This is a genomic window from Geminicoccus roseus DSM 18922, from assembly GCF_000427665.1.
Classification (GTDB): domain Bacteria; phylum Pseudomonadota; class Alphaproteobacteria; order Geminicoccales; family Geminicoccaceae; genus Geminicoccus; species Geminicoccus roseus.
The window spans coordinates 2,041,730-2,064,684 of the sequence record NZ_KE386572.1; the positions used below are offsets into that span (position 1 = coordinate 2,041,730).

At 70.9% G+C, this 22,955-nt stretch carries 18 protein-coding genes and 1 other RNA gene; all 19 read left to right on the forward strand.

Annotation, left to right across the window (positions count from 1 at the left end; translation table 11 throughout):
• The first annotated feature begins 25 nt into the window (after nucleotides 1-25).
• The 19 genes from GEMRO_RS0110660 to lpxC all read left to right on the forward strand — a co-directional run bounded on the left by GEMRO_RS0110660 (nucleotide 26) and on the right by lpxC (nucleotide 22,927).
• The gene (locus GEMRO_RS0110660) at nucleotides 26-2,554 is read left to right on the forward strand and encodes a TIGR02302 family protein (RefSeq protein ID WP_027133967.1); all 2,529 of its coding nucleotides are present in this window, start codon (nucleotides 26-28) and stop codon (nucleotides 2,552-2,554) included.
• Nucleotides 2,555-2,564: 10 nt separating this feature from the next.
• Complete coding sequence (locus GEMRO_RS0110665; RefSeq protein ID WP_027133968.1) at nucleotides 2,565-3,242, forward strand: N-acetylmuramoyl-L-alanine amidase; 678 nt, start codon at nucleotides 2,565-2,567, stop codon at nucleotides 3,240-3,242.
• Nucleotides 3,243-3,259: 17 nt separating this feature from the next.
• Nucleotides 3,260-3,658, forward strand: an RNA gene (gene rnpB, locus GEMRO_RS33135) — RNase P RNA component class A.
• A gap of 525 nt (nucleotides 3,659-4,183) precedes the next feature.
• Complete coding sequence (gene rsmH, locus GEMRO_RS29005) at nucleotides 4,184-5,206, forward strand: 16S rRNA (cytosine(1402)-N(4))-methyltransferase RsmH (RefSeq protein WP_240476660.1); 1,023 nt, start codon at nucleotides 4,184-4,186, stop codon at nucleotides 5,204-5,206.
• Nucleotides 5,203-5,577, forward strand: a complete 375-nt coding sequence (ftsL, locus tag GEMRO_RS0110675; protein WP_027133969.1) for a cell division protein FtsL — start codon at nucleotides 5,203-5,205, stop codon at nucleotides 5,575-5,577. The genes rsmH and ftsL overlap by 4 nt, the downstream gene beginning before the upstream one ends.
• Nucleotides 5,574-7,289, forward strand: coding sequence for a peptidoglycan D,D-transpeptidase FtsI family protein (locus GEMRO_RS29010; RefSeq protein ID WP_051328935.1), 1,716 nt, complete (start codon nucleotides 5,574-5,576; stop codon nucleotides 7,287-7,289). Before ftsL ends, GEMRO_RS29010 begins: the two co-directional genes overlap by 4 nt.
• Nucleotides 7,267-8,736, forward strand: a complete 1,470-nt coding sequence (locus GEMRO_RS0110685) for a UDP-N-acetylmuramoyl-L-alanyl-D-glutamate--2,6-diaminopimelate ligase (protein ID WP_027133970.1) — start codon at nucleotides 7,267-7,269, stop codon at nucleotides 8,734-8,736. The genes GEMRO_RS29010 and GEMRO_RS0110685 overlap by 23 nt, the downstream gene beginning before the upstream one ends.
• A complete protein-coding gene (locus GEMRO_RS0110690) occupies nucleotides 8,733-10,127 on the forward strand; it encodes a UDP-N-acetylmuramoyl-tripeptide--D-alanyl-D-alanine ligase (protein ID WP_027133971.1) in 1,395 nt (464 codons plus the stop codon). The genes GEMRO_RS0110685 and GEMRO_RS0110690 overlap by 4 nt, the downstream gene beginning before the upstream one ends.
• On the forward strand, nucleotides 10,127-11,215 hold the full coding sequence (gene mraY / locus GEMRO_RS0110695; protein WP_027133972.1) for a phospho-N-acetylmuramoyl-pentapeptide-transferase: 1,089 nt from the start codon (nucleotides 10,127-10,129) through the stop codon (nucleotides 11,213-11,215). The genes GEMRO_RS0110690 and mraY overlap by 1 nt, the downstream gene beginning before the upstream one ends.
• A gap of 8 nt (nucleotides 11,216-11,223) precedes the next feature.
• Nucleotides 11,224-12,582 (forward strand): UDP-N-acetylmuramoyl-L-alanine--D-glutamate ligase, encoded by a 1,359-nt coding sequence (gene murD / locus GEMRO_RS0110700; protein WP_027133973.1) that lies wholly within the window; start codon nucleotides 11,224-11,226, stop codon nucleotides 12,580-12,582.
• Entirely contained in the window at nucleotides 12,579-13,688 is a 1,110-nt protein-coding gene (locus tag GEMRO_RS0110705; RefSeq protein WP_027133974.1) for an FtsW/RodA/SpoVE family cell cycle protein, read from the forward strand. The genes murD and GEMRO_RS0110705 overlap by 4 nt, the downstream gene beginning before the upstream one ends.
• Nucleotides 13,685-14,752: an undecaprenyldiphospho-muramoylpentapeptide beta-N-acetylglucosaminyltransferase gene (murG, locus tag GEMRO_RS0110710; protein WP_027133975.1), complete on the forward strand. Its 1,068-nt coding sequence runs from the start codon at nucleotides 13,685-13,687 to the stop codon at nucleotides 14,750-14,752. Before GEMRO_RS0110705 ends, murG begins: the two co-directional genes overlap by 4 nt.
• Nucleotides 14,749-16,164 (forward strand): UDP-N-acetylmuramate--L-alanine ligase, encoded by a 1,416-nt coding sequence (murC, locus tag GEMRO_RS0110715; RefSeq protein WP_027133976.1) that lies wholly within the window; start codon nucleotides 14,749-14,751, stop codon nucleotides 16,162-16,164. The genes murG and murC overlap by 4 nt, the downstream gene beginning before the upstream one ends.
• Entirely contained in the window at nucleotides 16,164-17,069 is a 906-nt protein-coding gene (gene murB / locus GEMRO_RS0110720) for a UDP-N-acetylmuramate dehydrogenase (protein ID WP_027133977.1), read from the forward strand. The genes murC and murB overlap by 1 nt, the downstream gene beginning before the upstream one ends.
• Nucleotides 17,066-17,995 (forward strand): D-alanine--D-alanine ligase, encoded by a 930-nt coding sequence (locus tag GEMRO_RS0110725; RefSeq protein ID WP_027133978.1) that lies wholly within the window; start codon nucleotides 17,066-17,068, stop codon nucleotides 17,993-17,995. The genes murB and GEMRO_RS0110725 overlap by 4 nt, the downstream gene beginning before the upstream one ends.
• Complete coding sequence (locus GEMRO_RS33430) at nucleotides 17,983-18,825, forward strand: cell division protein FtsQ/DivIB (RefSeq protein WP_084506812.1); 843 nt, start codon at nucleotides 17,983-17,985, stop codon at nucleotides 18,823-18,825. The genes GEMRO_RS0110725 and GEMRO_RS33430 overlap by 13 nt, the downstream gene beginning before the upstream one ends.
• Nucleotides 18,822-20,120, forward strand: a complete 1,299-nt coding sequence (gene ftsA, locus GEMRO_RS29020; protein ID WP_051328937.1) for a cell division protein FtsA — start codon at nucleotides 18,822-18,824, stop codon at nucleotides 20,118-20,120. Before GEMRO_RS33430 ends, ftsA begins: the two co-directional genes overlap by 4 nt.
• 94 nt (nucleotides 20,121-20,214) lie before the next feature.
• On the forward strand, nucleotides 20,215-21,744 hold the full coding sequence (gene ftsZ / locus GEMRO_RS0110740; RefSeq protein ID WP_027133979.1) for a cell division protein FtsZ: 1,530 nt from the start codon (nucleotides 20,215-20,217) through the stop codon (nucleotides 21,742-21,744).
• Between the two features lie 187 nt (nucleotides 21,745-21,931).
• The gene (gene lpxC, locus GEMRO_RS29025; protein WP_240476662.1) at nucleotides 21,932-22,927 is read left to right on the forward strand and encodes a UDP-3-O-acyl-N-acetylglucosamine deacetylase; all 996 of its coding nucleotides are present in this window, start codon (nucleotides 21,932-21,934) and stop codon (nucleotides 22,925-22,927) included.
• Nucleotides 22,928-22,955 lie beyond the last annotated feature (28 nt).

Consider the following 22,955-nt stretch of genomic DNA (forward strand, 5'->3'; position numbering starts at 1 on the left):
CACCAGCCGAAGAAGGAAGCAGCCGATGGACGGGGCGAAGCATGCGGCGAGGCTGCCGCGCCGACTGAACCGGGCCATCCGGGCGGCGCGCCTGTTCGTCGATGTCGAGCAGCTCTGGGCGGCCGCGCGCTGGCCGCTTCTGGTGCTCTGCCTGTTCCTGATCCTGGCCCTGGCTGGGATCCTGCCAAGGCTCCCGGCGGCACTGCATGCGCTGGTGCTGGCCGGCTTCGCCGGCAGCTTCCTTTATGCCGGTTATCGCGCCTTCCGCGGCTTCCGACCAGCAGGGCGCAGCCAGGCGCTGCAGCGGCTGGAGGCGGACAGCGGCTTTTCCCACGCGCCCTTGCAGGGCCTGGACGACCGGCTGGCCGGCGGCGGGGATGATCCTTTCACCCGCGCCTTGTGGAAGCGGCACCAGGCCCGGCTGGCAGTCCTGGCCGAGCAGACCAGGCTCACCCCGCCGCGCTCGCAGCTGCCACGGCTGGACCCCTGGGCGATCCGGGCGGCGGTCGTCCTGTTGCTGGCGGTGGCGCTGGTCGACGCGGAGGGCCGGATCGGCCAGCGCCTGACCGAGGCGCTGGTCCCGGGCGTGGCCGCCCGGGAAGGTGCCGAGGCGATCACCGCCACCCTGTGGATCGAGCCGCCCGCCTATACCCGCCTGCCGCCGCGGATGATCGAGGCGGGCGGCGAGCGCACCATCGTGCCGATCGGCTCCCAGGCCCTGCTGCAGGTCCACCACCTGCCGCCAGGCGAGGCAGCTCCGGCGGTCGTGTTCGAGGGCACCAGCCTGGCGGCGACCCGGCTGGGCGAAGCCAGCGCCGAGGCGCGCCTGGACGTGCTGCACGACGGCGACCTGATCGTGCAGGGCGAGGAGGGTGCCGAGATCGCGCGCTTCCTGCTGGCGGCCCAGCCGGACCGCCGTCCCGGCATCCGGAGCGAGGGCGAGCCCGCCATCACCCTGCGCAACGCCCTGGAGATCGGCTGGAGCGGCGACGACGATTACGGGCTGGTCTCGGTCGCCCTGGAGATCGAGCCGGTCGAAGGCGGCCGGGCGCCCGAGCGGATCGCCCTGAAGTCGCTGCCTGAACAGCCGCGCGAGGCGAAGGGCCGCTCCTACCTGGACACCACCCCGCATCCGCTCGCCGGCGCCCAGGTCCGCCTGGTGCTGGTCGCGGTGGATGCGGCGGGGCAGGAAGGCCGCTCCGAGCCGATCGTCCTGACCCTGCCCGAGCGCAGCTTCGAGCATCCGGTCGCCCGGGCGATCATCGAGCAGCGCAAGGATCTGGCTGCCGACCCGCAGGAGCGGGAGGCGGTGGCCGACGTGCTGGACCAGCTGGCCGGCACGCAGATGATGGAGGACCTGCCGGCCTCGGTGCCCCTGTCGCTGAACAGTGCCGCGGAACGGCTGCGCCGGGGCGAGATCTCCGAGGCCGAGCTGGAATCGGTGCTGGAACAGCTCTGGGAGACGGCGCTGTTCGTCGAGGAAGGCCAGATGGCCACCGCCGAGCGCGACATGCGCCGCCTGCAGGAGGAGCTGGAGCGGGCGCTGGCCGAGGGGCGGGACGATACCGAGATCGAGCGGCTGATGGACGAGCTGCAGGAGGCGATGAACCGCTACCTGGACGAGCTGACCCGTCAGGCGCTGGCCGAGGCGATGCGCGATCCCGAGGCGCTGGAGCGGGCGCTGCGCCAGCAGCTCGAGCAGCCGCCGGGCGCGCCGGATCCCAACATGGTCGACCGGCAGGACCTCCAGGACATGCTCGACCGGGCCCGCGAGATGCTCAAGAGCGGCTCGCGCGAGGCGGCCGAGCAGATGCTCTCGCAGCTGCGCGAGATGATGGAGAACCTGCAGGCGCAGCTGCCGATGCCGCAGGGCGCCCCCACCCCGGGCGAGCAGGCCCTATCGGACCTGCAGGAGGCGATCCGCCGCCAGCAGATGCTGCAGGACGAGGCGTTCCGGATGGACCGGCAGATGAACGGGGCGCAGCAGCCGGGCCAGGAGGGCCAGGAGGGGCAGCAAGGCCAGGAGGGGCAGCCGCAGATGACCCCGCAGCAGCTCGCCCAGCTCCAGGAGATGCTGCGCCGCGAGCTCGGGCGGATCATGGAAGGGCTGGCCGAGCAGGGCATGGAGCTTCCGGACCAGCTGGGCCAGGCGGAACTGCAGATGCGTGGCGCCGAGGGCCAGCTCCAGCAGGGCAGTCCCGGCGCCGCCACCGATCCGCAGGGGCAGGCGATGGCGCTGATGCAGGAGGCCGGCCGCGGGATCATGGACCAGATGCGCGAGCAGATGGGACAGGGTCAGGGGCAGGGTCCTGGCCGTGCCAGCGGCAGCCAGCCGGGCATGCCCGGCCGCGACCGGGCCGGCTGGCAGCGCGACCCGCTCGGCCGCTCGCAGGAAGGCATGGGCGGCGCCGACACCGACAGCACGGCGGTGCCGGACGAGGCGGCGCTGGGCCGGGCCCGGGCGGTGCTGGAGGAACTCTACCGGCGCTCGGGCGATCCGCGCCGGCCACGCATGGAGCTGGACTATTACGACCGGCTCCTCGAGCGGTTCTGAGCCGCGGGTCCTGCCCTCGCCGAACCAGGACGACCGGCCGCAGGGCACGGCCGTTGATACGCTGATCCTGCATTATACCGGGATGCGGTCGGCGGCCGATGCCCTGGCGCGGCTGCGCGACCCGACAGCTGCGGTGAGCGCGCACTGGCTGGTCAACGAGGACGGGTCGGTGGTGGCGCTGGTTCCGGAGGCCAGGCGCGCCTGGCATGCCGGCGTCAGCGGCTGGGGCGCGCGCGTCGGCCTGAACGGCAGCTCGATCGGGGTGGAGATCGTCAATCCCGGCCACGAATGGGGCTATCGCCCGTTTCCCGATCGGCAGGTCCAGGCGGTGATCCGGCTTTGCCGCGGCATCCTCGCCCGCTGGCCGGTGCCGGGCGGCCGGGTGCTGGGCCATGCCGAGATCGCCCCGCACCGCAAGGAGGACCCGGGGGAGCTGTTTCCCTGGCGGCGGCTGGCCCTGGCCGGGATCGGCCGCTGGCCGGTGCCGGAGGGCGAGGCTGCGGCCGATCCGGAGCGGGGGCTGCGGGCGATCGGCTATCCGCTGGACCTGCCGGGCGTCACCCTGGCGCTGGCGCTGCGGGCGTTCCAGCGGCGCTACCGGCCGTCCCGCATCGACGGGCACGCCGATCCGGAAACGTGCCGGCTGATTTCGGCCGTGGAAAAGCTTCAAGTCACCGAGTGGTCATGATAGAGGCCCTGCCTGCATCAGGCGGCCGGGCGGCCGCGCTCCCGCCAGCGATGGAGGGGCGAGGAAAGTCCGGGCTCCACGGAAGCACGGTGCCGGGTAACGCCCGGCGGAGGCGACTCCAGGGAAAGTGCCACAGAGATCGGTCAGCCCGCCTGGGCCCTTTCGGGGGCCTGCGGGTCATGGTGAAAAGGTGCGGTAAGAGCGCACCGCGCGGCCGGCAACGGCCGTGGCACGGTAAACCCCACCGGGAGCAAGACCAAATAGGGACGACAGCGGGCTTCGCGCCCGCAGGCCTGCTTCCGGGCTGGTCGTCCGGGTCGGTCGCGCGAGGCGGCGCGTGAGCGCCGTCCCAGAGGAATGGTCGCCGCCCGCCTTCGTGGCGGGCACAGAACCCGGCTTACAGGCCGCCTGATGCCTTCTCGCCAAGTGGTAGAATTCCGGAGGCTCCGCGAGGTCCAGACGCGGCTGAGTTTTCCAAGTTACAACTGGATATTTCCTCAGACTTGTCCACAAGGGGCAGGGGGGCTGAGGCCTAGCTTTTCCACAGGTTGTGGCCCGATATCCACAACCAGGTCGGTGTTTGCCGCTTGACCGTCCCCAGCGGGGCGGCCATAAACTTAAGCAGCGCTGCGCGCATAGGTTGATTCGCTTGCTCGCCTTCAGGGCGCGGACACCGTGGGACCATGTCGGTCATTGAAATTGATTCCGACATGCCGATAAGATAAGTAATAATGTCTTGGTCGTTCTTCGGAATGATTAGCCAAGCTTTGTCTTGTAGTGTTCATGATAATTTTATTGTATTCGAGCTGTTGTCCCGCGTGAAAATTGTGACAATCCGAGATCTTCCCGAAAAATCCTCAGAAAATCATTGGTCAGCTGTTCGGCACGTGCTAACCCGCGTTCGATAGCCGTATTGCCTTCGCTCGAGGACATTGTCTCCCGTGGTCCCGATCGACGCCCCTTCCCCGTTGCCCGACGACAGCGCCCGCCAGGGCCATGCCCCGGTGATGCTCGCCGAGGTGCTGCATGCGCTGGCGCCGATTGCCGGGCAGACCGTGCTCGACGCGACCTTCGGCGGCGGCGGCTACACTCGTGCCATCCTGGCGGCGGGGGCGGCCCAGGTGATCGCCCTGGACCGCGATCCCGACGCGATCGCGCGCGGCCGCCCGCTCGCCGACGCGGAGCCCCGGCTGACCCTGGTCCAGGCGCGTTTCGGGGAACTCGACCAGGTCGTCCGTGACCAGGGGTTGGGTCAGGTCGACGCCATCGTGTTCGACCTGGGCGTGTCCTCCTTCCAGATCGACCAGCCGGAGCGCGGCTTCTCGTTCCGCTTCGACGCGCCGTTGGACATGCGGATGTCCAAGGAGGGCCAGACTGCGGCCGAGGTGGTCGCCGAGGCCAGCGAGGTCGAGCTGGCGCGGCTCCTTTGGAACTATGGCGACGAGCGCGACGCCCGCCGGATCGCGCGGGCCGTGGTGGCCGAGCGGGACAAGGCGCCCATCGACACCACGCGGCGGCTGGCCGAGATCGTCGCGCGCGCCAAGGGGCCGTCGCGCGACCAGATCGACCCGGCGACCCGTACCTTCCAGGCGCTGCGGATCGTGGTGAACGACGAGCTGGGCGAGCTCCGCCAGGCGCTGGAGGCGGCCGAGCGCGCGCTGCGGCCGGGCGGCCGGTTCGTGACGGTCGCGTTCCATTCCGGCGAGGATTCAATCGTCAAGGATTTCGTCAACGACCGGGGCGGCCGGATCCGCCGCTCCTATCGGCATATGCCGCCGGTGCCCGAGGAGAACCCTCGCTGGGGCTGGCTGATCGACCGCCCGCTCCGGCCGACGGCCGAGGAGAGCGGCGACAACCCGCGGGCCCGTTCGGCCAAGCTGCGCTCGGCGATGCGGCTGGGCGCCGGGGTGAAGTTTCCAGGACCGGCACGCGGCGATGCCGGCATGAACGAGGACGAGCGATGACCGGGCGCAACGTGGTGTTTCTCGTGCTTCTCCTGCTGGGCACGGCCTGGGCGACCTTCCACCTGAAATATGCGATGGTGCGGCTGGAGAGCCGCAGCGCCGTGCTGGAGCGCAAGATCGCGCTGGCGGTCGACGAGATCCGCACCCTGGAGGCCGATCTCGCCCTGCGCACCCATCCCGACCGGATCGTCGCGGTGGCGCCCGAACTGGGCATGGTGCCGGTCAACGTCACCCTGCTCGCCAGCGCCGACACGATGCCCGACCATGCCAGGGTCGAGTATGCCGACCGCGTCCTGGCGGTGCTGCTGCCGTCGGGCGCGGAGGTGCCGGCCCGCCTGAAGCCGCTCGTGATCAACGGCATCGCGCGATGACGCCCAGGCGCACCGAGATCGAGGCGGTCCTGCTCGGCCGGCGCCGGATCGGCGTGCTGCTCGCCACCTTCGGCCTGTTGTTCTCGACCCTGGCCTTCCGTCTGGTCGACATCACCCAGTTCGCCGCCGCCGAGAAGGCGCGGCCCGGCTATGTGCGCCCCCAGGATGGGATCAGCCGGCGCGACGTGGTCGACCGCAACGGCGTGCCGGTCGCCACCGACGTGCTGGTGTCCGGCGTCGGCGCCGACCCGCGCGAGGTGCCCAAGGATGGGGAGACCATCCGCAGCCTCGCTGCCGTGCTCAACCGCGATCCCCAGGCGATCGCGCGCCTGCTGGACAGCGACCGGCATTTCGTCTGGCTGGACCGCCGCATCTCCCCCAGCCAGCAGGCCAGCCTCCTGCGCCTGGGCGTGCCGGGCATCGAGTTCCGCGACCAGCCGCGCCGCGTGTATCCCCAGGCCAACCTGGTGGCCCATCTGATCGGCCAGACCGGGATCGACAATAACGGGCTGAGCGGCCTGGAACTGACCTTCGACAAGGAGATCCGGGCCGAGCCTGCCGGGCGTGACCGCCAGCCCTTCCCGCTCTCGATCGACCTGCGCGTCCAGCAGGCGCTGCGCGAGGAGCTGGCGGAGGCCATCCGCACCTACGAGGCCGAGGCCGGCAACGCCATCATCATGGACGTGCACAGCGGCGAGCTGGTGGGGATGGTCAGCCTGCCGGACTTCGACGCCAACCACCCGGTCAGCCCGAAGGACCCGCGGCGCTTCAACCGCAACACCGAGGGCGTCTACGAGGTCGGCTCGATGTTCAAGGCGCTCACCCTGGCGACCTTGCTGGATGCCGGCACCATCCGCATGGACGACATGTGGGACATCCGCGAGCGCCTGCGGATCGGCCGCCGCACCATCGGCGATTCGCACATGCTGAAGCGCTGGGCCAACACCACCGACGTCTTCATCAACAGCTCCAACATCGGCACCGCCCGCATGGCGCTGAAGGGCGGCAAGGAACTGCAGCGCTATTACCTGGAGCGGCTGGGCCTGCTGGACCGTGCCCAGCTGGAAGTGCCGGGCGTCAGCCCGCCGCTGGTGCCGCGCCGCTGGCCGGACATCACCGTGGCGGTGGTGTCCTACGGCCATACGCTGGCGGTCACCCCGATCTCCTTCCTGAACGCGTTCGCCGCCGTGGTGAACGGCGGGATCCTGCGCCCGGCGACCCTGCTGCGCCGCGACCCGTCCCAGCCCGTTGCCGGGGAGCGGGTGATCTCCCAGGCCGCCTCCGACCAGATGCGCGAGCTGCTCTGGCTGAACGTCGTGGACGGCACCGGCACCAAGGCGCGGGTGCCCGGCATGATGGTCGGCGGCAAGACCGGCACGGCCGACAAGCCCGTCAACGGACGCTACGTGAAGGGGGTGGTGATCTCGAGCTTCGTCGCGGCCTTCCCGATGAACGACCCGAAATACGCGGTCATGGTGATGCTGGACAACCCGACCGCCAACAAGGCGTCGTTCGGCTTCCGCTATGGCAGCTGGAACGCCGCGCCGGCCACCGGACGGGTCATCAGCCGGGTGGCGCCGCTCCTGGGCGTGCCGCTGGTGCCCGAGGCGGTCGAGGACCGCTTCCTGATGAGGGCGCCGCCGGAGATCCAGGAAAAGGAACTGAAGCGTCGGGGCAAGGAGGCGCGCATTGCGGCTCTCGAGCCTGCTTGAGCAGGAAGACCTGCTCTCCCCCCTGTCCGCCGAGGCCCTGGATCTGGACATCCGGGGCCTTGCCCTCGACTCGCGCGCGGTCAGGCCGGGCAGCCTGTTCGCGGCGCTGCCCGGCACCAGGCTGGACGGCGCCACCTTCGTGCCGGACGCGCTGGCGGCCGGGGCCATCGCCGTGCTCGGCGGCCCGGCCCTGGCCGAGCGGGCGCTGCCGGTTCCGGTGCTGGCCGCAAGGGACCCGGCGGCCTTGCTGGCAAGGCTCGCCGCCCGCTTCTTCGGCCAGCAGCCCTCAACCGTCGCGGCGGTGACCGGCACCAACGGCAAGACCTCGGTCGCGAGCTTCACGCGCCAGCTCTGGGCGCTGGCGGGCCACGAGGCGGCCTCGATCGGCACGCTCGGCGTGCAGTCGACCACCGGCGACCTGGACGGCAACCTGACCACGCCCGACGTGATCACCCTGCAGCGCCTGGCGGCGGACCTTGCCGGCAAGGGGGTCGACCATCTGGTGATCGAGGCGTCCAGCCACGGCCTGGAGCAGAAGCGGGTCGACGGGCTGCATGTCCGCGCCGCCGCCTTCACCAACCTGACCCGGGACCATCTGGACCATCACGGCAATATGGCGGCCTATCTCGCCGCCAAGTGCCGCCTGTTCGACGAGGTGCTGGCGGCGGACGGCACGGCCGTGCTGAACGCGGACATTTCCGAGTTCGCGCTGCTGCGCGATGCCTGCATCCGTCGCGGCATCCGGGTGATCGATTATGGCTGGGCCGCCGAGACCCTGCGCCTGGAGGACTGGCACCCCGAGCCGGCCGGGCAGGTCCTGGCGGTGCGGCTGGATGGCCGCACCCACCGGCTCCGCACCAGCCTGGTCGGCGCATTCCAGGCCGAGAACCTGCTGGCGGCGATCGGGCTCTTCCATGCCACCGGCGGCGATCTGGACCAGGCTGCCGCGCTTCTGGGCGAGATCCGCGGCGCTCCCGGGCGGATGCAGCTGGCCGGCACCACCGCGCAGGGGGCGGCGGTCTATGTCGACTATGCGCACACGCCCGACGCCCTGGAAAAGGCGCTGCTCGCCGCCCGTCCCCATACCGAGGGCCGCCTCGTGGTCGTGTTCGGCTGCGGCGGCGACCGCGATCCCGGCAAGCGGCCGCTGATGGGGCGGGCCGCCTCCCAACTGGCCGATCTTGCCATCGTGACCGACGACAATCCCCGCAACGAGGATCCAGCCGCCATCCGGGCGGCCGCCCTGGGCGCCATGGCGCCGGGCGCACGGGAGATCGGCGACCGGGGCCAGGCGATCCGCACCGCGATCGACGGGCTCGATGCGGGCGACGTCCTCCTGATCGCCGGCAAGGGCCACGAGCGCGGCCAGACCGTCCGGGGGGTGGTGCATCCGTTCGACGACCTCGAGGTGGCCCGGGCGGCGCTGCGCGGGATAGCAACGTCATGAGCCCGCTCTGGACGTCGGAGCAGGCGGCCGAGGCCACCGGCGGGGCCGTCGGGGGCGGCCCGTGGCAGGTCGGCGGGGTCGCCATCGACACTCGCGAGCTGGCAGCGGGCGACCTGTTCGTCGCGCTGGCCGGAGAGAACCGCGACGGCCACGCCTTCGTCCCGCAGGCGCTGGCCGCCGGGGCCGGGGCGGTGCTGGTCGCCGAGGCCGATGCCGTCCCGCCAGGCCGGCCCTGCCTGGTGGTGGCCGACACGCTGCGCGGCCTGGAAGGGCTGGCGTTCCACCGCCGCGCCGAGAGTGCCGGCCGGATCGTCGGCATCACCGGCAGTGCGGGCAAGACCACCGCCAAGGCGGCCCTGGCCACCCTCCTGGCCGGGTTTGGCCAAACCCATGCCAGCGCCAAGAGCCACAACAACCACTGGGGGGTGCCGCTGAGCCTCGCCCGGATGCCGCGCGACGCGAGCTTCGGGGTGTTCGAGCTCGGCATGAACCATGCGGGGGAAATCCGCGCCCTGGTCGCCCAGGTCCGCCCGCACGTCGCCCTGGTCACCACGATCGCCCCGGCCCATCTGGGGCATTTCTCCGGCGAGGAGGCGATTGCGCGCGCCAAGGCCGAGATCTTCGAGCGGGTCGAGCCGGGCGGCACCGTGGTGCTGCCCGCCGACAACCGGTGGTCGGGCCTGCTGCGCACCCTGGCGGAGCGCTCGCCGGCCGGCCGGATCCTGACTTTCGGCCGCGACGCCGGTGCCGATGTCCGGCTGCTGGCCGAGCAGGGAGGGGCGGAGGGCAGCGACGTGACGGCTTGGGCCGATGGCCGGCAGCTGTCCTGGCGCCTCGATCTTCCAGGCGGCCATCAGGTCGACAACAGCCTGGGCTGGCTGGCGGTGGCCCTGGCCCTGGACCTCGACCTGGATGCGGTCGCGGCACGGATGCCGCTGGTCCGGCCGGTGGACGGGCGCGGCGTGCGCCGCCCGGTCGAGCTCCCGTCCGGCGTCAGGATCCTCCTGCTCGACGAGAGCTACAACGCCAATCCGGCCTCGATGCGGGCGGCGCTGGACGTGCTGGCCCGCCAGCCCGGCCGCAAGGTGGCGGTGCTGGGCGACATGCTGGAGCTGGGCCCGCAGTCGGACAGCCTGCATGCCGGGCTGGCGCCGGCGCTGGAGGCCGCCGGGGTCCAGGCGGCCTATCTGTGCGGATCGGCGATGGCGGAGCTGGCCGGCCGGCTGCCCTGCCCGATGGAGGTCCACCATGCCCCCTCCAGCGCCGAGATCCTGCCGCTCCTGGCCACCGGTCTGCGCGATGGCGATGCGGTGCTCGTCAAAGGTTCATTGGGAAGTCGCATGCGCGTGATCGTCGACGGACTTCAGCCCCCGGGCTCGGACCGCGCCTGATGCTCTATCATCTGCTCGTGCCGCTCTCGGACACGCTGACCGTCCTGAACGTGTTCCGCTACATCACCTTCCGCGCCGGTGGCGCGGTGATGACCGCCCTGTTCCTGAGCTTCTGGCTGGGCCCAAAGGTGATCCGCTGGCTGAAGAGCAAGCAGCCGGGCGGCCAGCCGATCCGCCTGGACGGGCCGGAGAGCCACCTGCTCACCAAGAAGGGCACCCCCACCATGGGCGGCGTCCTGATCCTGCTGGCGCTGACCCTGTCGACCCTGCTCTGGGCGGACCTCGGCAACGGCTACACCTGGCTCGTCCTGTTCGTCACCCTGGGCTATGGCCTGATCGGCTTTGGCGACGACTATCTCAAGCTTACCAAGCGCAACAGCAAGGGTCTGTCCGGGCGCATGAAGCTCCTGGCCCAGGCGGCGATCGCCCTGGCAGCGGCCCTCTACTTGGTGGTCGTGGTCGACGGCCCGACGGCGACAGCACTGGCGCTGCCCTTCTTCAAGGACGCATTCCTGCCCCTGGGATTCATGTTCCCGATCTTCGCGATGCTGGTCATGATGGGCAGTTCCAACGCGGTGAACCTCACCGACGGGTTGGACGGGCTGGCGATCGTCCCGGTGATGATCGCCGCGGGCTGTTTCGGCATGATCGCCTATCTGGGCGGCAACGCGATCTTCGCCAACTATCTGGGCATCCCGCATGTCCCCGGTGCCGGCGAGATCACCGTGTTCCTGGCGGCGCTGGTCGGCGCGTCGATGGGCTTTCTCTGGTTCAACGCGCCGCCCGCCATGGTGTTCATGGGCGACACCGGCTCGCTCTCGGCCGGCGGCGCGCTGGGCGCCACCGCGGTGATCGTCAAGCACGAGCTCGTGCTGGTGGTGATCGGCGGCCTGTTCGTCCTGGAAGCGGTGTCGGTGATCGTGCAGGTCGCCAGCTTCAAGATGACCGGCCGGCGGGTCTTCCGGATGGCGCCGCTGCACCATCATTTCGAAAAGCTCGGCTGGCAGGAATCGACCATCGTGATCCGGTTTTGGATCATCGCGTCGATCCTGGCTTTGATCGGCCTTTCCACCCTCAAGCTGCGGTGAGCGAAAAAATGAGCTGGATGGAGCGGATCGCCGGTCGTGACGTGGGTGTCCTGGGGCTCGGGCGCAGCGGCATGGCGACGGTGCGGGCCCTGCTCGGCAAGGCCGGGCGGGTCATGGCGTTCGATGACGATGCGCGGGCGATCGCCCGGGCGGTCGAGCTGGGCGCGGTGCGTCCCGATCCGGCGGCGATCGGGGGCCTGGCCGCCATGGTGGTCAGCCCCGGCATCCCCCTGACCCATCCCGCCCCGCACCCGGTGGTGCAGGCCGCCTCCCAGGCAAACATCCCGCTGATCGCCGACCTGGACCTCCTGGCCGCGCGCCTGGGCGACCGCCTGGTGGTGGGGATCACCGGCACCAACGGAAAGTCGACCACCGCCGCCCTGATCCACCATCTCCTGACCCGCGCCGGCCGGCCGGCGGTGCTCGGCGGCAATATCGGCGTGCCGGTCCTCGACCTGGACCTGGGGCCGCCCGATGCCGTGGTCGTGCTGGAGCTGTCCTCCTACCAGCTCGACCTGATCCACGACCTGCCGATCGACGTCTCGGTCTGGACCAATCTCACCCCGGACCATCTGGACCGCCACGGCTCGATGGACGGCTACATCCAGGCCAAGGAGAAGCTGTTCCGGCACGGCCGCGGCCATGCCACCGCGGTGATCGGCGCCGATGACCGCCCCAGCCGCCTGGCCGCGATCCGGCTGGCGGCGCTCGGCACCCACCGGATCGTGCCGGTCTCCGGCGACCACATGCCCGGTCCGGGCGTGGGCGTGGTCGAGGGGCGGCTGATCGACGCCAGCGACAAGACCTCCCGCTTCGTCACCGACCTTGGCCAGGCCCGCACCCTGCGCGGGCACCACAACCAGCAGAACGCCGCCGCCGCCTATGCCGCGGTGCGGGCGCTGGGGATGGCCCCCAAGGTCGCGGCGGAAGGGATGTTCGACTTCCCTGGCCTGCCGCACCGAATGGAGCAGGTCCTGGAGAAGGACGGGGTCGCCTGGGTCAACGACAGCAAGGCCACCAACCCGGATGCGGCGGGCAAGAGCCTGGCGGCCTATGAGCGGATCGTCTGGATCGCCGGCGGCCGGCCCAAGCCCGGCGGGTTCCGGGAGCTGGCGCCCGCCATGGCCAACGTCACCACCGCCCTGCTGATCGGCGAGGCCGCCGATGCCATCGCCGCCGATCTGGGCTCCGTGGTCGAGTGCCGCAAGGTCGGCACGCTCGAGGCGGCGGTGGCGGCCGCGCGCGAGATCGCCGGCCCGGGCGCCACCGTGCTGCTGGCGCCGGCCTGCGCCAGTTTCGACCAGTTCCAGGACTACGAGGCGCGCGGCCAGGCGTTCCGCGCCCTGGCAGCGGGTAGGGCGGCATGATCGTCGTCGCGCGCAGCGATCGCAGCGTCTTCGGCTCCTGGTGGTGGACGGTCGACCGCGTCCTGATGCTGGGCTTCGCGATCCTAGCCCTGATCGGCCTGATCCTGGTGTTCGCCGCCAGCGGCCCGATCGCAATCCGCAACAACAACCCCGCGACCTATTTCGTCGAGCGGCAGGCCCTGTTCCTGGCGATGTCGATCGCGCTGATGATGGCAGCCTCGATGCTGTCGCCCAGGGGCGTGCTGCGCCTGTCGATGGCGCTGCTTGTCCTGTTCCTGGTGTTCACGGCGCTCACCCCCTACGGTCCTGAAGTCAAGGGCGCCCATCGCTGGCTGGATTTCGGCAGCTTCCGCCTGCAGCCTTCCGAGTTCGTCAAGCCGACCCTGGCGATCGTGGTCGCCTGGCTGCTGGCGCGCACCCAGGGGCTGCAGGGCCTTCTTCCGGCGCTCCTGCCGGTGGGCGTGGCGCTGGCCATGCTGGCCGGCCAGCCCGACATCGGCATGGCGTTCGTGGTGGCCGCGGTGTTCGGGATCCAGCTCTTCCTGGCCGGGCTCGGCTGGATCTGGATCATGGCCGCGGCCGGAGCCGGCATTGCCGGGCTTTGGGGCGCCTACCTGTTCTACCCGCACTTCACCCAGCGGGTGGACGGGTTCATGGATCCCTCCAAGGAGGTCTATCAGGTCGACAAGGCGATGAACGCGGTGGCCTCCGGCGGCTTCCTCGGGCGGGGGCCGGGCGAGGGCGTGGTCAAGTTCCAGCTCCCCGACGCCCATTCCGACTTCATCTTCGCCGCCACCGCCGAGGAGTTCGGGGTCATCACCTGCCTGATCCTGGTGGGCCTGTTCTTCTTCCTGCTGTTCCGGGCGCTGCGCCGGGTCGCCAGCCTGCACGACCGGTTCTGCCTGCTGGCCGCCGGCGGCCTTGCCGCCCAGTTCGGCCTGCAGTCCTTCATCAACATGGCGGTCAACCTGAACCTGATGCCGACCAAGGGCATGACCCTGCCGTTCATCTCCTATGGCGGCAGCTCGCTGCTGGCGTTCGGCCTCAGCATCGGCCTGCTCCTGGCGCTGACCCGGCGCGGCGCGCATCTGGAAACCCAGCGATGACCGCCCGGGTGGTCATCGCCTCGGGCGGCACCGGCGGCCACATGTTCCCGGCCCTGGCGCTGGCCGACGAGATCGTCCGGCGCGGGCATCGGGTGGCGCTGGTGGTGGACGAGCGGGGGCGGCGCTGGGTGACCGGCGACCACGAGGTCCATGTGGTGGCCGCGGCAAGGCCGGGACTGGGCGTGCTCGGCCGGGGCCTGGGCGTGGCGCAGGGCCTGGTGCAGTGCCTCGGGCTGCTGCGCCGGATGCGGCCCTCGGTCGCCGCGTGCTTTGGCGGCTACGCCTCCTTCCCGCCGGCCATGGCCGCCCGTCTCCTCGGTCGTCCGGTGGTGGTCCACGAGCAGAACGCGGTGCTCGGCAAGGCCAACCGCGCCCTGGCGGGCTTCTCCAGAAGGCTGGCCCTGAGCTTTGCCCGGACCGACCACGCCCCGGCTTTGTCCGAGCGCACCGTGGTGACCGGCAACCCGCTGCGCGCGGGCTTCCGGGCCCCGGTCGCGGACGCCCCGCAGGATGGCCGCCTGCGCATCTTCGTGATGGGCGGCTCGCAGGGCGCGCGGGTGTTCTCGACCGTGCTGCCCGAGGCCCTGGCCCGGCTGCCGGCGGAACTGCGTTCCCGGCTGCGTCTGGTCCAGCAGGCCCGCGCCGAGGATCTGGACCATGTCCGCCAGCGCTATGCGGAACTCGGCATCGAGGCGGAGATCGCCAGCTTCTTCGACGACGTGCCCAGGCGCCTGTCCGGCTGCGACCTGGTGATCGTCCGCAGCGGGGCCTCCACGGTCGCGGAAGTCACCGCCTGCGGCCGTCCCGCGCTTTATGTTCCCTATGCCCATGCCGCGGACGACCACCAATACGTCAATGCCCTGAGGGTCGCCGAGGCCGGGGGCGGGCTGGTCCTGCGTGAACTGGACGCGTCGCCGGAAAAACTTGCAGACGCCATCAACGAATTGGCGAACAACCCGGAGCGCCTTTCGGTCATGGCGGCAGCGGCCCTGTCGTTCTCCCGGCCGGACGCCACCGTGGCCCTGGCCGACCTGGTTCTTTCCGTTGTGGAGCCTGATCCGTGAAGTTCCTGCCGCTGGATGTCGGCATCATCCATTTCATCGGGATCGGCGGGATCGGCATGTCCGGGATCGCCGAGGTGCTGCACCATCTGGGCTACCGCGTGCAGGGCTCCGACCAGGCGGCCAGCGCCAATGTCCTGCGCCTGCGCGACAAGGGGATCGAGGTCGCGATCGGCCACCGCGCCGCCAATCTGGGCGATGCCCGGGTCGTGGTGTTCAGCTCGGCGGTGCGGGCCGACAACCCGGAGATGGTGGAAGCCCGCGCCCGCCGCCTGCCGGTGGTGCGCCGCGCCGACATGCTGGGCGAGCTGATGCGGCTGCGCTCGGCGATCGCGATTGCCGGGACCCATGGCAAGACCACCACCACCTCGCTGGTGGCGGCCCTCCTGGATGCGGCCGGCTATGACCCCACCGTGGTCAACGGCGGCATCATCAACGCATACGGCACCAACGCCCGGCTGGGCTCCGGCAGCTGGATGGTGGTGGAGAGCGACGAGAGCGACGGCAGCTTCCTGCGCCTGCCGGCCACCATCGGGGTGGTGACCAACATCGATCCCGAGCACATGGAGCATTACGGCACCTTCGACGCGGTGCGCGACGCCTATTACAGCTTCGTCGAGCGGCTGCCCTTCTACGGGTTCGCCGTGCTGTGCGTGGACCATCCCGAGGTGCAGGCTCTGATCGCCCGGGTGACCGACCGCCAGGTGGTCACCTACGGGTTCAGCCCGCAGGCCGAGGTGCGTGCCACCAGCCTTGCGATCGAGGCGGCCGGCTCCACCTTCGACGTCACCGTGACCAGGCGCGGCGGCGGCACGCCGCTGGTCCTCGAGCGCATGTTCCTGGCGATGCCCGGCCGGCACAACGTCCAGAACGCCCTGGCGGTGATCGCCATCGCCGAGCAGTTGGGCATCGACCATGCAGCGACCCGCACCGCGCTCGGCTCGTTCGGCGGGGTCAAGCGTCGCTTCACCATCACCGGCACGGTCGGCGGCGTGACGGTGGTCGACGATTATGGCCACCATCCGGTGGAGATCCGCGCGGTGCTGTCGACCGCCCGCCAGGCCACCAAGGGCCGGGTGGTGGCGGTGGTCCAGCCGCACCGCTACTCCCGGCTGGCCAGCCTGTTCGACGAGTTCTGCGGCTGCTTCCACGACGCCGACAGCGTGCTGATCGCGCCGGTCTATGCCGCGGGCGAAGCGCCTTTGGAAGGGATGGACCGCGACCGGCTGGTCGAGGGCGTGCGCGCCCGCGGCCATCGGGACTGCCGCGCGATCGACGGGCAGGAGGGGCTGGCCGACCTGGTCCGGGAGGTCACCCGCCCGGGCGACCTGGTGGTCTGCCTGGGTGCGGGCACGGTGAGCGCCTGGGCCAATGCCCTGCCGGGCGAACTCGCTGCCCTGGCCGAGGCCGCCTGATGGCCGACTGGCGCGACCAACTGCCGGCGGTGCGCGGTGACCTGCGGCGGGACCTGCCGCTGAGCGGGCTGACCTGGCTGAAGGTCGGCGGGCCGGCCGACCTCCTGTTCAACCCGGCCGATGCCGAGGACCTGGCCGCCTTCCTGGCGGCGCTGCCTGCCGATGTCCCGGTGCTGCCGGTGGGCGTCGGCTCCAACCTGCTGGTGCGCGACGGCGGGGTCCGCGGGGTGGTGGTGCGCCTGGCCGGCCCGCTCGCCAAGGTCGTCGCCGACGGCAACCTCCTGGTCGCCGGGGCCGGGGCGCTCGACCAGAACGCCGCCCGCACCGCCCAGCGCGCCGGCCTTGCCGGCATCGAGTTCATGATCGGCATCCCGGGCACGATCGGCGGCGCGGTCCGGATGAACGCCGGCGCCTTTGGCGGCGAAACCCGCGAACGCCTGCTCTGGGCGGAGATCGTCGGCCGGGACGGGGTGATCCGCCGCCTGGACAATGCCGAGCTGGGCTTCTCCTACCGGCGCTCCACCCTGCCGGCGGGTTCGATCGTGCTGCGCGCGGCCTTCGCCCTGGAGCCGGGCGACCCGGCCGCCATCCTGGCCCGGATGGACGCGATCCGGGCCGAGCGGGAGGCCGCCCAGCCGATCCGCGTCGCCACCGGCGGGAGCACCTTCAAGAACCCCGAGGGTGGCCGCGCCTGGCAGCTGGTCGACCAGGCCGGCTGCCGCGGCCTGGAGCACGGGCGGGCGATGGTGTCCGACAAGCACTGCAATTTTCTGATCAACCGTGGTGGCGCCTCGGCCCGGGAAATCGAGGAGCTGGGCGAGGTGGTCCGCCAGCGGGTCCGCGACCGGACCGGTGTGGCGCTGTCCTGGGAAATCGTCCGGGTAGGCGACGAGGTGCCGTCATGAGCCGCTGGAAGAACGCCCGGGTGGCGGTGCTGATGGGCGGCAGGTCGGCCGAGCGCGAGGTCAGCCTCGTTTCCGGAAGTGCTTGCGCCAGCGCCCTGGAGGAAGCAGGATTTTCCCCTATCCGCCTCGATGCGGCGGATCGGCTGGTGGAGCAGCTCATCGAGCTGCGCCCCGATGTCTGCTTCAACGCGCTGCATGGCAGGCTCGGCGAGGATGGACGGGTGCAGGGTGCTCTCGATCTGCTCGGCATACCCTACACGCATTCCGGCGTGCTGGCCTCGGCGCTGGCCATGGACAAGCCGCAGGCCAAGCGGGTGTTCCAGGCGGTCGGGCTGCGCTGCCCGCAGGGTGTCGAAACCAGCTATCGCGAGCTGACCGAGCGAGGCGCGCCGCTCGACGGCCCGATCGTGGTCAAGCCGTCCTGCGAGGGCAGCTCGGTGGGCGTGCTGATCGCCCCGGACGGCAATCTGGCCCCGCTTGCCCGCCGCAACGACGTCGACCCGGACCAGCGCCTGCTGGTGGAGACCTATGTCGAGGGCCGTGAGCTGACCTGCGCGGTGCTGGACGACGAGGCCCTGGCGGTGACCGAGATCGTGCCGCGCGAAGGCTTCTACGACTATCGCGCGAAATACACTGCCGGATATGCAGACCATGTGGTGCCGGCCGACATCCCTCCGGAGACCGCCAGGACGGTGATGGAGTGGACCCTGCGCGCCCACCGGGCTCTCGGCTGCCGGGGCACCAGCCGCTGCGACTTCCGCTGGGACAGCCGCCTGCCTGGCGCGGAGGGGCTCTACCTGCTGGAGATCAACACCCAGCCCGGCATGACCCCGATGTCGCTGGTCCCGGAACAGGCGGCCCAGCGCGGCATCTCGTTCGTCGACCTGGTCCAACGCCTGCTGGAGACCGCGCAATGCGACGGTTGAGCCGCACCGCGACCCGGATTCACGCCCTGCGCCGCAGTCGGCGCCGCCCCCGCTGGGTGCGGCAGCTGACCAATTCGGCGCTGGTGGTCCTGCTGCTGGCGGGAGCCGTCTCAACCCTGTGGATAAGTGTGGGACGAACCCACATCCAGCCGCTGCTGGCCTCGGTTGGCGACGTCTGGCACGGGACGACAGCCCGTTCCGGGCTGGTTGTGCAGAAACTCTCCAGTGACGGGAGAGTGCGGACTTCTGTGGATGAATTGAGGACGGTCCTTGATGGGCTGCGGGGGTCCAATATACTTTTGGTTGATATAGATCAGGCGCGACGCCGTATTGAGGAGCTTCCCTGGGTGAAGTCAGCGTCCGTGCATCGCCGGCTTCCCGACACCCTCCATGTCAGCCTGGAGGAGCGCAAGCCCATGGCGCTGGCCGAGGCCGATGGCGGCCGGCTGGTCCTGATCGACGAGGACGGCGAAACGGTCCGCATCTCGGATCTGCGGCCGTTCGCCCGGCTGCCCACGGTGGCGGGCGAGGGGGCGCAGCGCCATGCCGGCGAGCTCCTGGCCCTGATCCGCTCGGAGCCGGCGCTCTCCCGCCGGGTGACCGGCGCGCGCCGGATCGGCAGCCGGCGCTGGAACGTTTGGATCGACAGGAGGATCGAGGTGCGGCTGCCCGAGAACGACGCCGCTGCCGCCTGGCACAAGCTTGCCCGGGTCCAGGCGGATGCCGCCCTGCTCGACAAGGCCGTGGTGGCGCTGGATCTGCGCGCCGTTGGGGGGATCGTGGTGCAGGCCGACCCCAGGGTCGGCAGCGATGGCCGGGAGGGCGCATGAGCTCGGCAGCTCTCGACCGGCGCCCGGCCGCCATCGGCGGCTTTGACCCGGCTGCCGCCAGCCGGGTCCGCGCCGTGGTCGACGTGGGCACCAGCAAGTTCGGCTGCTGGATCGTCCGGCCCAAGCGCTCGGGCGGCTTCGAGCTGCGCGGCAAGGGTTATCAGGCAGCCGACGGCGTGCGCAGCGGCGAGATCGTCGACGGCGACAATGCCGAGCTGGGCATCGCCGCGGTCGTTCATGAGGCCGAGCAGGCTGCCGGCGAGGAACTGCGCGCGGTGGCGGTGGTGACCAGCGGCGGGCAGCCGCGCTCCGCCCATGTCCGGGTCGAGGTGCCGCTGTTCGGCCGGGCAGCCGACGGGGCGGACATCGCGCGGGCGCTGGACGCGGCCCGCAAGCAGCTGGACGATCCCGCCCGCTCGATCATCCACCTCGTGCCGCTGGAACTGTCGATCGACGGCGGCCGGCCGCTGCGCGACCCGAACGGGATGCGCGGCGAGAGCCTGCAGGTCCTGGCCCACGCCGTCAGCATCGACAGCCGCCATGTCGCCCAGCTGCGCGCCTGCCTGGACGGGTGCCATCTGGACGTGGTCGGCATGGTCTCGTCCGGCTATGCGTCGGGCTGGTCCGTCACCACCGAGGAGGAGCGCGAGCGCGGCGTGCTGGTGCTGGACCTGGGTGCTGGCGTCTCCAACGTCGCGCACTTCTTCGGCGGCCGCCTGGCCCTCCTGGCCGCGGTGCCCTATGGCGGCGACCACATCACCGCCGACCTGGCCCATGGCCTGTCCACCCAGCGCGCCCATGCCGAGCGGATCAAGTCGCTCTACACCAGCGTGCAGGCGCGCCATGGCGACGCAGACCAGCGGATCGCGGTGCCGCACGTGGGCGACCCGGAAAGCTGGCCATCCGGCGAGGTGGCCCGCTCGCGGCTGACCGAGATCGCCAGGCCCAGGGTCGAGGAGATCCTGGAGCTGATCCGCAACCAGTTGAAGGACCACGCCGATCTGTTCCGCGCCATGCCGCCTGCCGGGCTGGTGCTGACCGGCGGGGCGTCGCGGATCGAAGGGCTGGTGGAACTGGTCGACGAGATGTTCGGCTTGCCGGTCCGGTTCGGCCGGCCCGACCGCATCCAGGCGGGCGAGGTGTTCGAATGCGAGCCTTGCGCGAGTGCCGCGAACGGTGCACTCGCCTTGTGCCGGGGCGAGGACGGCGGACAGGGCTGGCGCGGAGAGAGCGCCGGCACGTCTTTGGGCCGAGGCTGGTCCAGGTTCCGCAAATGGCTTCGTGAGAATTTCTGAAGGATCGGCGCCGCCTGAAAGGGGGGTGGCGTCATCTGCTTGGCGGTTCGGTGACCCGGTCCTGCGCGAGAGGACGGGAGGGGTGGAGGACGAGATGACGATCAACTTGACCATGCCAGTGGCCCACGACCTGAAGCCCAGGATCAGCGTGGTAGGTGTCGGCGGTGCGGGCGGCAACGCCGTCAACAACATGATCACCGCGCACCTGGAGGGCGTGGAGTTCGTCGCCTGCAACACCGACGCCCAGGCGCTCGACCGTTGCCTCACCGACCGCAAGATCCAGCTCGGCAACACCGTCACCCACGGCCTGGGCGCCGGTGCCAGGCCCGAGATCGGCCGCGCCGCCGCCGAGGAGGCGCGCAACGAGATCATCGACGCCCTGTCCGGCAGCCACATGGTGTTCATCACCGCCGGCATGGGCGGCGGCACCGGCACCGGTGCTGCCCCGGTGATCGCCAAGGCGGTCAAGGAGCAGGGCATCCTGACGGTCGGCGTGGTCACCAAGCCCTTCCAGTTCGAGGGCGGCTACCGCTCGCGGCTCGCCGAGAGCGGCATCGAAGAGCTGGAGCAGTGGGTCGACACGCTGATCGTGATCCCGAACCAGAACCTGTTCCGGATCGCCAACGAGCGCACCACCTTCACCGAAGCCTTCCAGATGGCCGACCAGGTCCTGCACATGGGCGTGCGGGGCGTGACCGACCTGATCGTCATGCCCGGCCTGGTGAACCTGGACTTCGCCGACATCCGCACCGTCATGTCCGAGATGGGCAAGGCGATGATGGGCACCGGCGAGAGCGAGGGCGAGCGCCGCGCCATCGATGCCGCCGAGAGCGCCATCTCCAACCCGCTGCTCGACGAGGTGTCGATGAAGGGCGCCCGCGGCGTCCTCATCAACATCACCGGCGGCCCGGACATGACCCTGTTCGAGGTCGACGCCGCCGCCAACCGGATCCGCGAGGAAGTCGACCAGGACGCCAACATCATCTTCGGCTCGACCTTCGACGAATCGATGCACGGCAAGATCCGGGTCTCGGTGGTCGCCACCGGCATCGCCATGCAGGAGCGCAAGCGCCGTCCGCAGCATTCGGCTGTGGAGGCGGCCCCCGCCGGCAACCCGGTGCCGCAGTCGCCGCTGCGCTTCCAGCCCCAGGTCTCCCGCCCGATCACCCAGGCCTATCCGACCCTGCGCGCGGCCACCCCGCCGGCGCCGACCACCGCCCAGACCGTGGACGCCCATATCCGCGCCGTGGCCGAGCGCAGCGACCACCGCACCGACGGGGCTGCCGCGGACCGCAGCGAGGTCTATGCCCAGAGCGCGCCCGAGCCAGCAGCCGTCTACGAGCAGCAGCAGCCCGAGCGCGAGTACGAGCCGGCCGAGGCCGAGCACCTCGCCGACCGCCGGACGCGCCAGCTCTCGGGCCTGGGGCGGGCCGAGGATCGCCTGAGCAACCTGTTCAGCAAGATGAGCAAGGGGCTGGGCTTCGGCGGCGACGCTCCCCAGGCCGAACCGCGCAACGAATCGACCCACCTGCGCTGGGAGCAGGCCAGCTCCGGCAATACTGCAGGGAGCGATCCGGTCGCGGAAATTCCCGCTTTCCTGCGCCGTGACCGTTCAAGGACTTGAGCGGCGTTGCTCATGCATCGCAGTAAGGTGCGGCTGTAACAATCCGTAACCAACTGTGAGTGGCGGGTCCCCTCCTTCGTCCCTATCTCGAACCTGCCGGGTGATGGCCCGTCCCGACCCCTCCGCATCTGCGGCCATGGTTGGAACGGGCCATTTCATTGGTCCCGGGGACAACGGAGCGAAGGACGTGAACATCGTGGGTAGTCAGCGCAACGAGATCGGTACGCAGGACCTGGGCGTCCGCGAGAGCCGGTCGGCGCGGGCGCAGCGCACGATCGCGCACCGCATCGGCTGCGTCGGCATCGGCCTCCATGGCGGCCGCAAGGTTTCCCTGACCCTTCTGCCGGCTGCGGCCGACACGGGCGTGATGTTCGTGCGCACCGATCTTCCCGGCCGGCCGGTGATCCCGGCAGTCGCGGACCGGGTCGCGGACACCACCATGTGCACCGCGCTGGTCGGCGCCGACGATGCCAAGGTCGCGACCGTCGAGCATCTGATGGCCGCCTTCGCGTTGGCCGAGATCGACAACGTGACCGTCGAGCTGGACGGTCCGGAAGTCCCGATCATGGACGGCAGCGCCGCGCCGTTCCTGTTCCTCCTGGAATGCGCCGGCGTGCGCGAGCAGGACCGCCCGCTGCGCCGGATCGAGGTGATCAAGCCGGTGGTGGTGGAAGCCGCCGGCAAGATGGCCAGGCTGGATCCCGCCCCTTTCACCAGCTTCGCCGCCTCGATCGAGTTCGACCATCCGGCCGTGGGCGCCCAGTCCCTGGCGGTTCCGTTCGAGCCGGCACGCCTCGCGCGCGTGCTCGGCCCGGCACGGACCTTTGGCTTCGCCGCCGACATCGAGCAGCTCCGCGCCATGGGCCTTGCCCGTGGCGGCTCGCTCGACAACGCGGTCGTGGTCGGGCCCGAGGGCGTCCTCAATCCCGGCGGGCTGCGCTTCCCCGACGAGTTCGTCCGCCACAAGATGCTGGACGCGATCGGCGACACCTTCCTGGCGGGCGCGCCGATCATCGGCCGCTGGACCGGGCACCGGGCCGGCCATGCCCTCCACGTCAAGCTGGTGCGGGCCCTGCTCGCCGACCGCAGTGCTTGGCGCTATGTCGACGACGCCGACGAGGCGGTGGATCTCCGCTCCGGCCGCTCGTCCCGCGTGGCCGAGCCGGTCGCCGCCAGCGCCTGAGGGCCTTGCGCCCCTGGCGGCCTGCGAC

Coding starts and splice junctions, on each gene's coding strand:
- GEMRO_RS0110660 (WP_027133967.1), top strand. CDS start 26: ATGGACGGGGCGAAGCATGCGGCGAGGCTGCCGCGCCGACTGAACCGG.
- ftsL (WP_027133969.1), top strand. CDS start 5,203: ATGACCGGGCGCAACGTGGTGTTTCTCGTGCTTCTCCTGCTGGGCACG.
- GEMRO_RS29010 (WP_051328935.1), top strand. CDS start 5,574: ATGACGCCCAGGCGCACCGAGATCGAGGCGGTCCTGCTCGGCCGGCGC.
- GEMRO_RS0110690 (WP_027133971.1), top strand. CDS start 8,733: ATGAGCCCGCTCTGGACGTCGGAGCAGGCGGCCGAGGCCACCGGCGGG.
- mraY (WP_027133972.1), top strand. CDS start 10,127: ATGCTCTATCATCTGCTCGTGCCGCTCTCGGACACGCTGACCGTCCTG.
- murD (WP_027133973.1), top strand. CDS start 11,224: ATGAGCTGGATGGAGCGGATCGCCGGTCGTGACGTGGGTGTCCTGGGG.
- GEMRO_RS0110705 (WP_027133974.1), top strand. CDS start 12,579: ATGATCGTCGTCGCGCGCAGCGATCGCAGCGTCTTCGGCTCCTGGTGG.
- murG (WP_027133975.1), top strand. CDS start 13,685: ATGACCGCCCGGGTGGTCATCGCCTCGGGCGGCACCGGCGGCCACATG.
- murB (WP_027133977.1), top strand. CDS start 16,164: ATGGCCGACTGGCGCGACCAACTGCCGGCGGTGCGCGGTGACCTGCGG.
- GEMRO_RS0110725 (WP_027133978.1), top strand. CDS start 17,066: ATGAGCCGCTGGAAGAACGCCCGGGTGGCGGTGCTGATGGGCGGCAGG.
- GEMRO_RS33430 (WP_084506812.1), top strand. CDS start 17,983: ATGCGACGGTTGAGCCGCACCGCGACCCGGATTCACGCCCTGCGCCGC.
- ftsA (WP_051328937.1), top strand. CDS start 18,822: ATGAGCTCGGCAGCTCTCGACCGGCGCCCGGCCGCCATCGGCGGCTTT.
- ftsZ (WP_027133979.1), top strand. CDS start 20,215: ATGACGATCAACTTGACCATGCCAGTGGCCCACGACCTGAAGCCCAGG.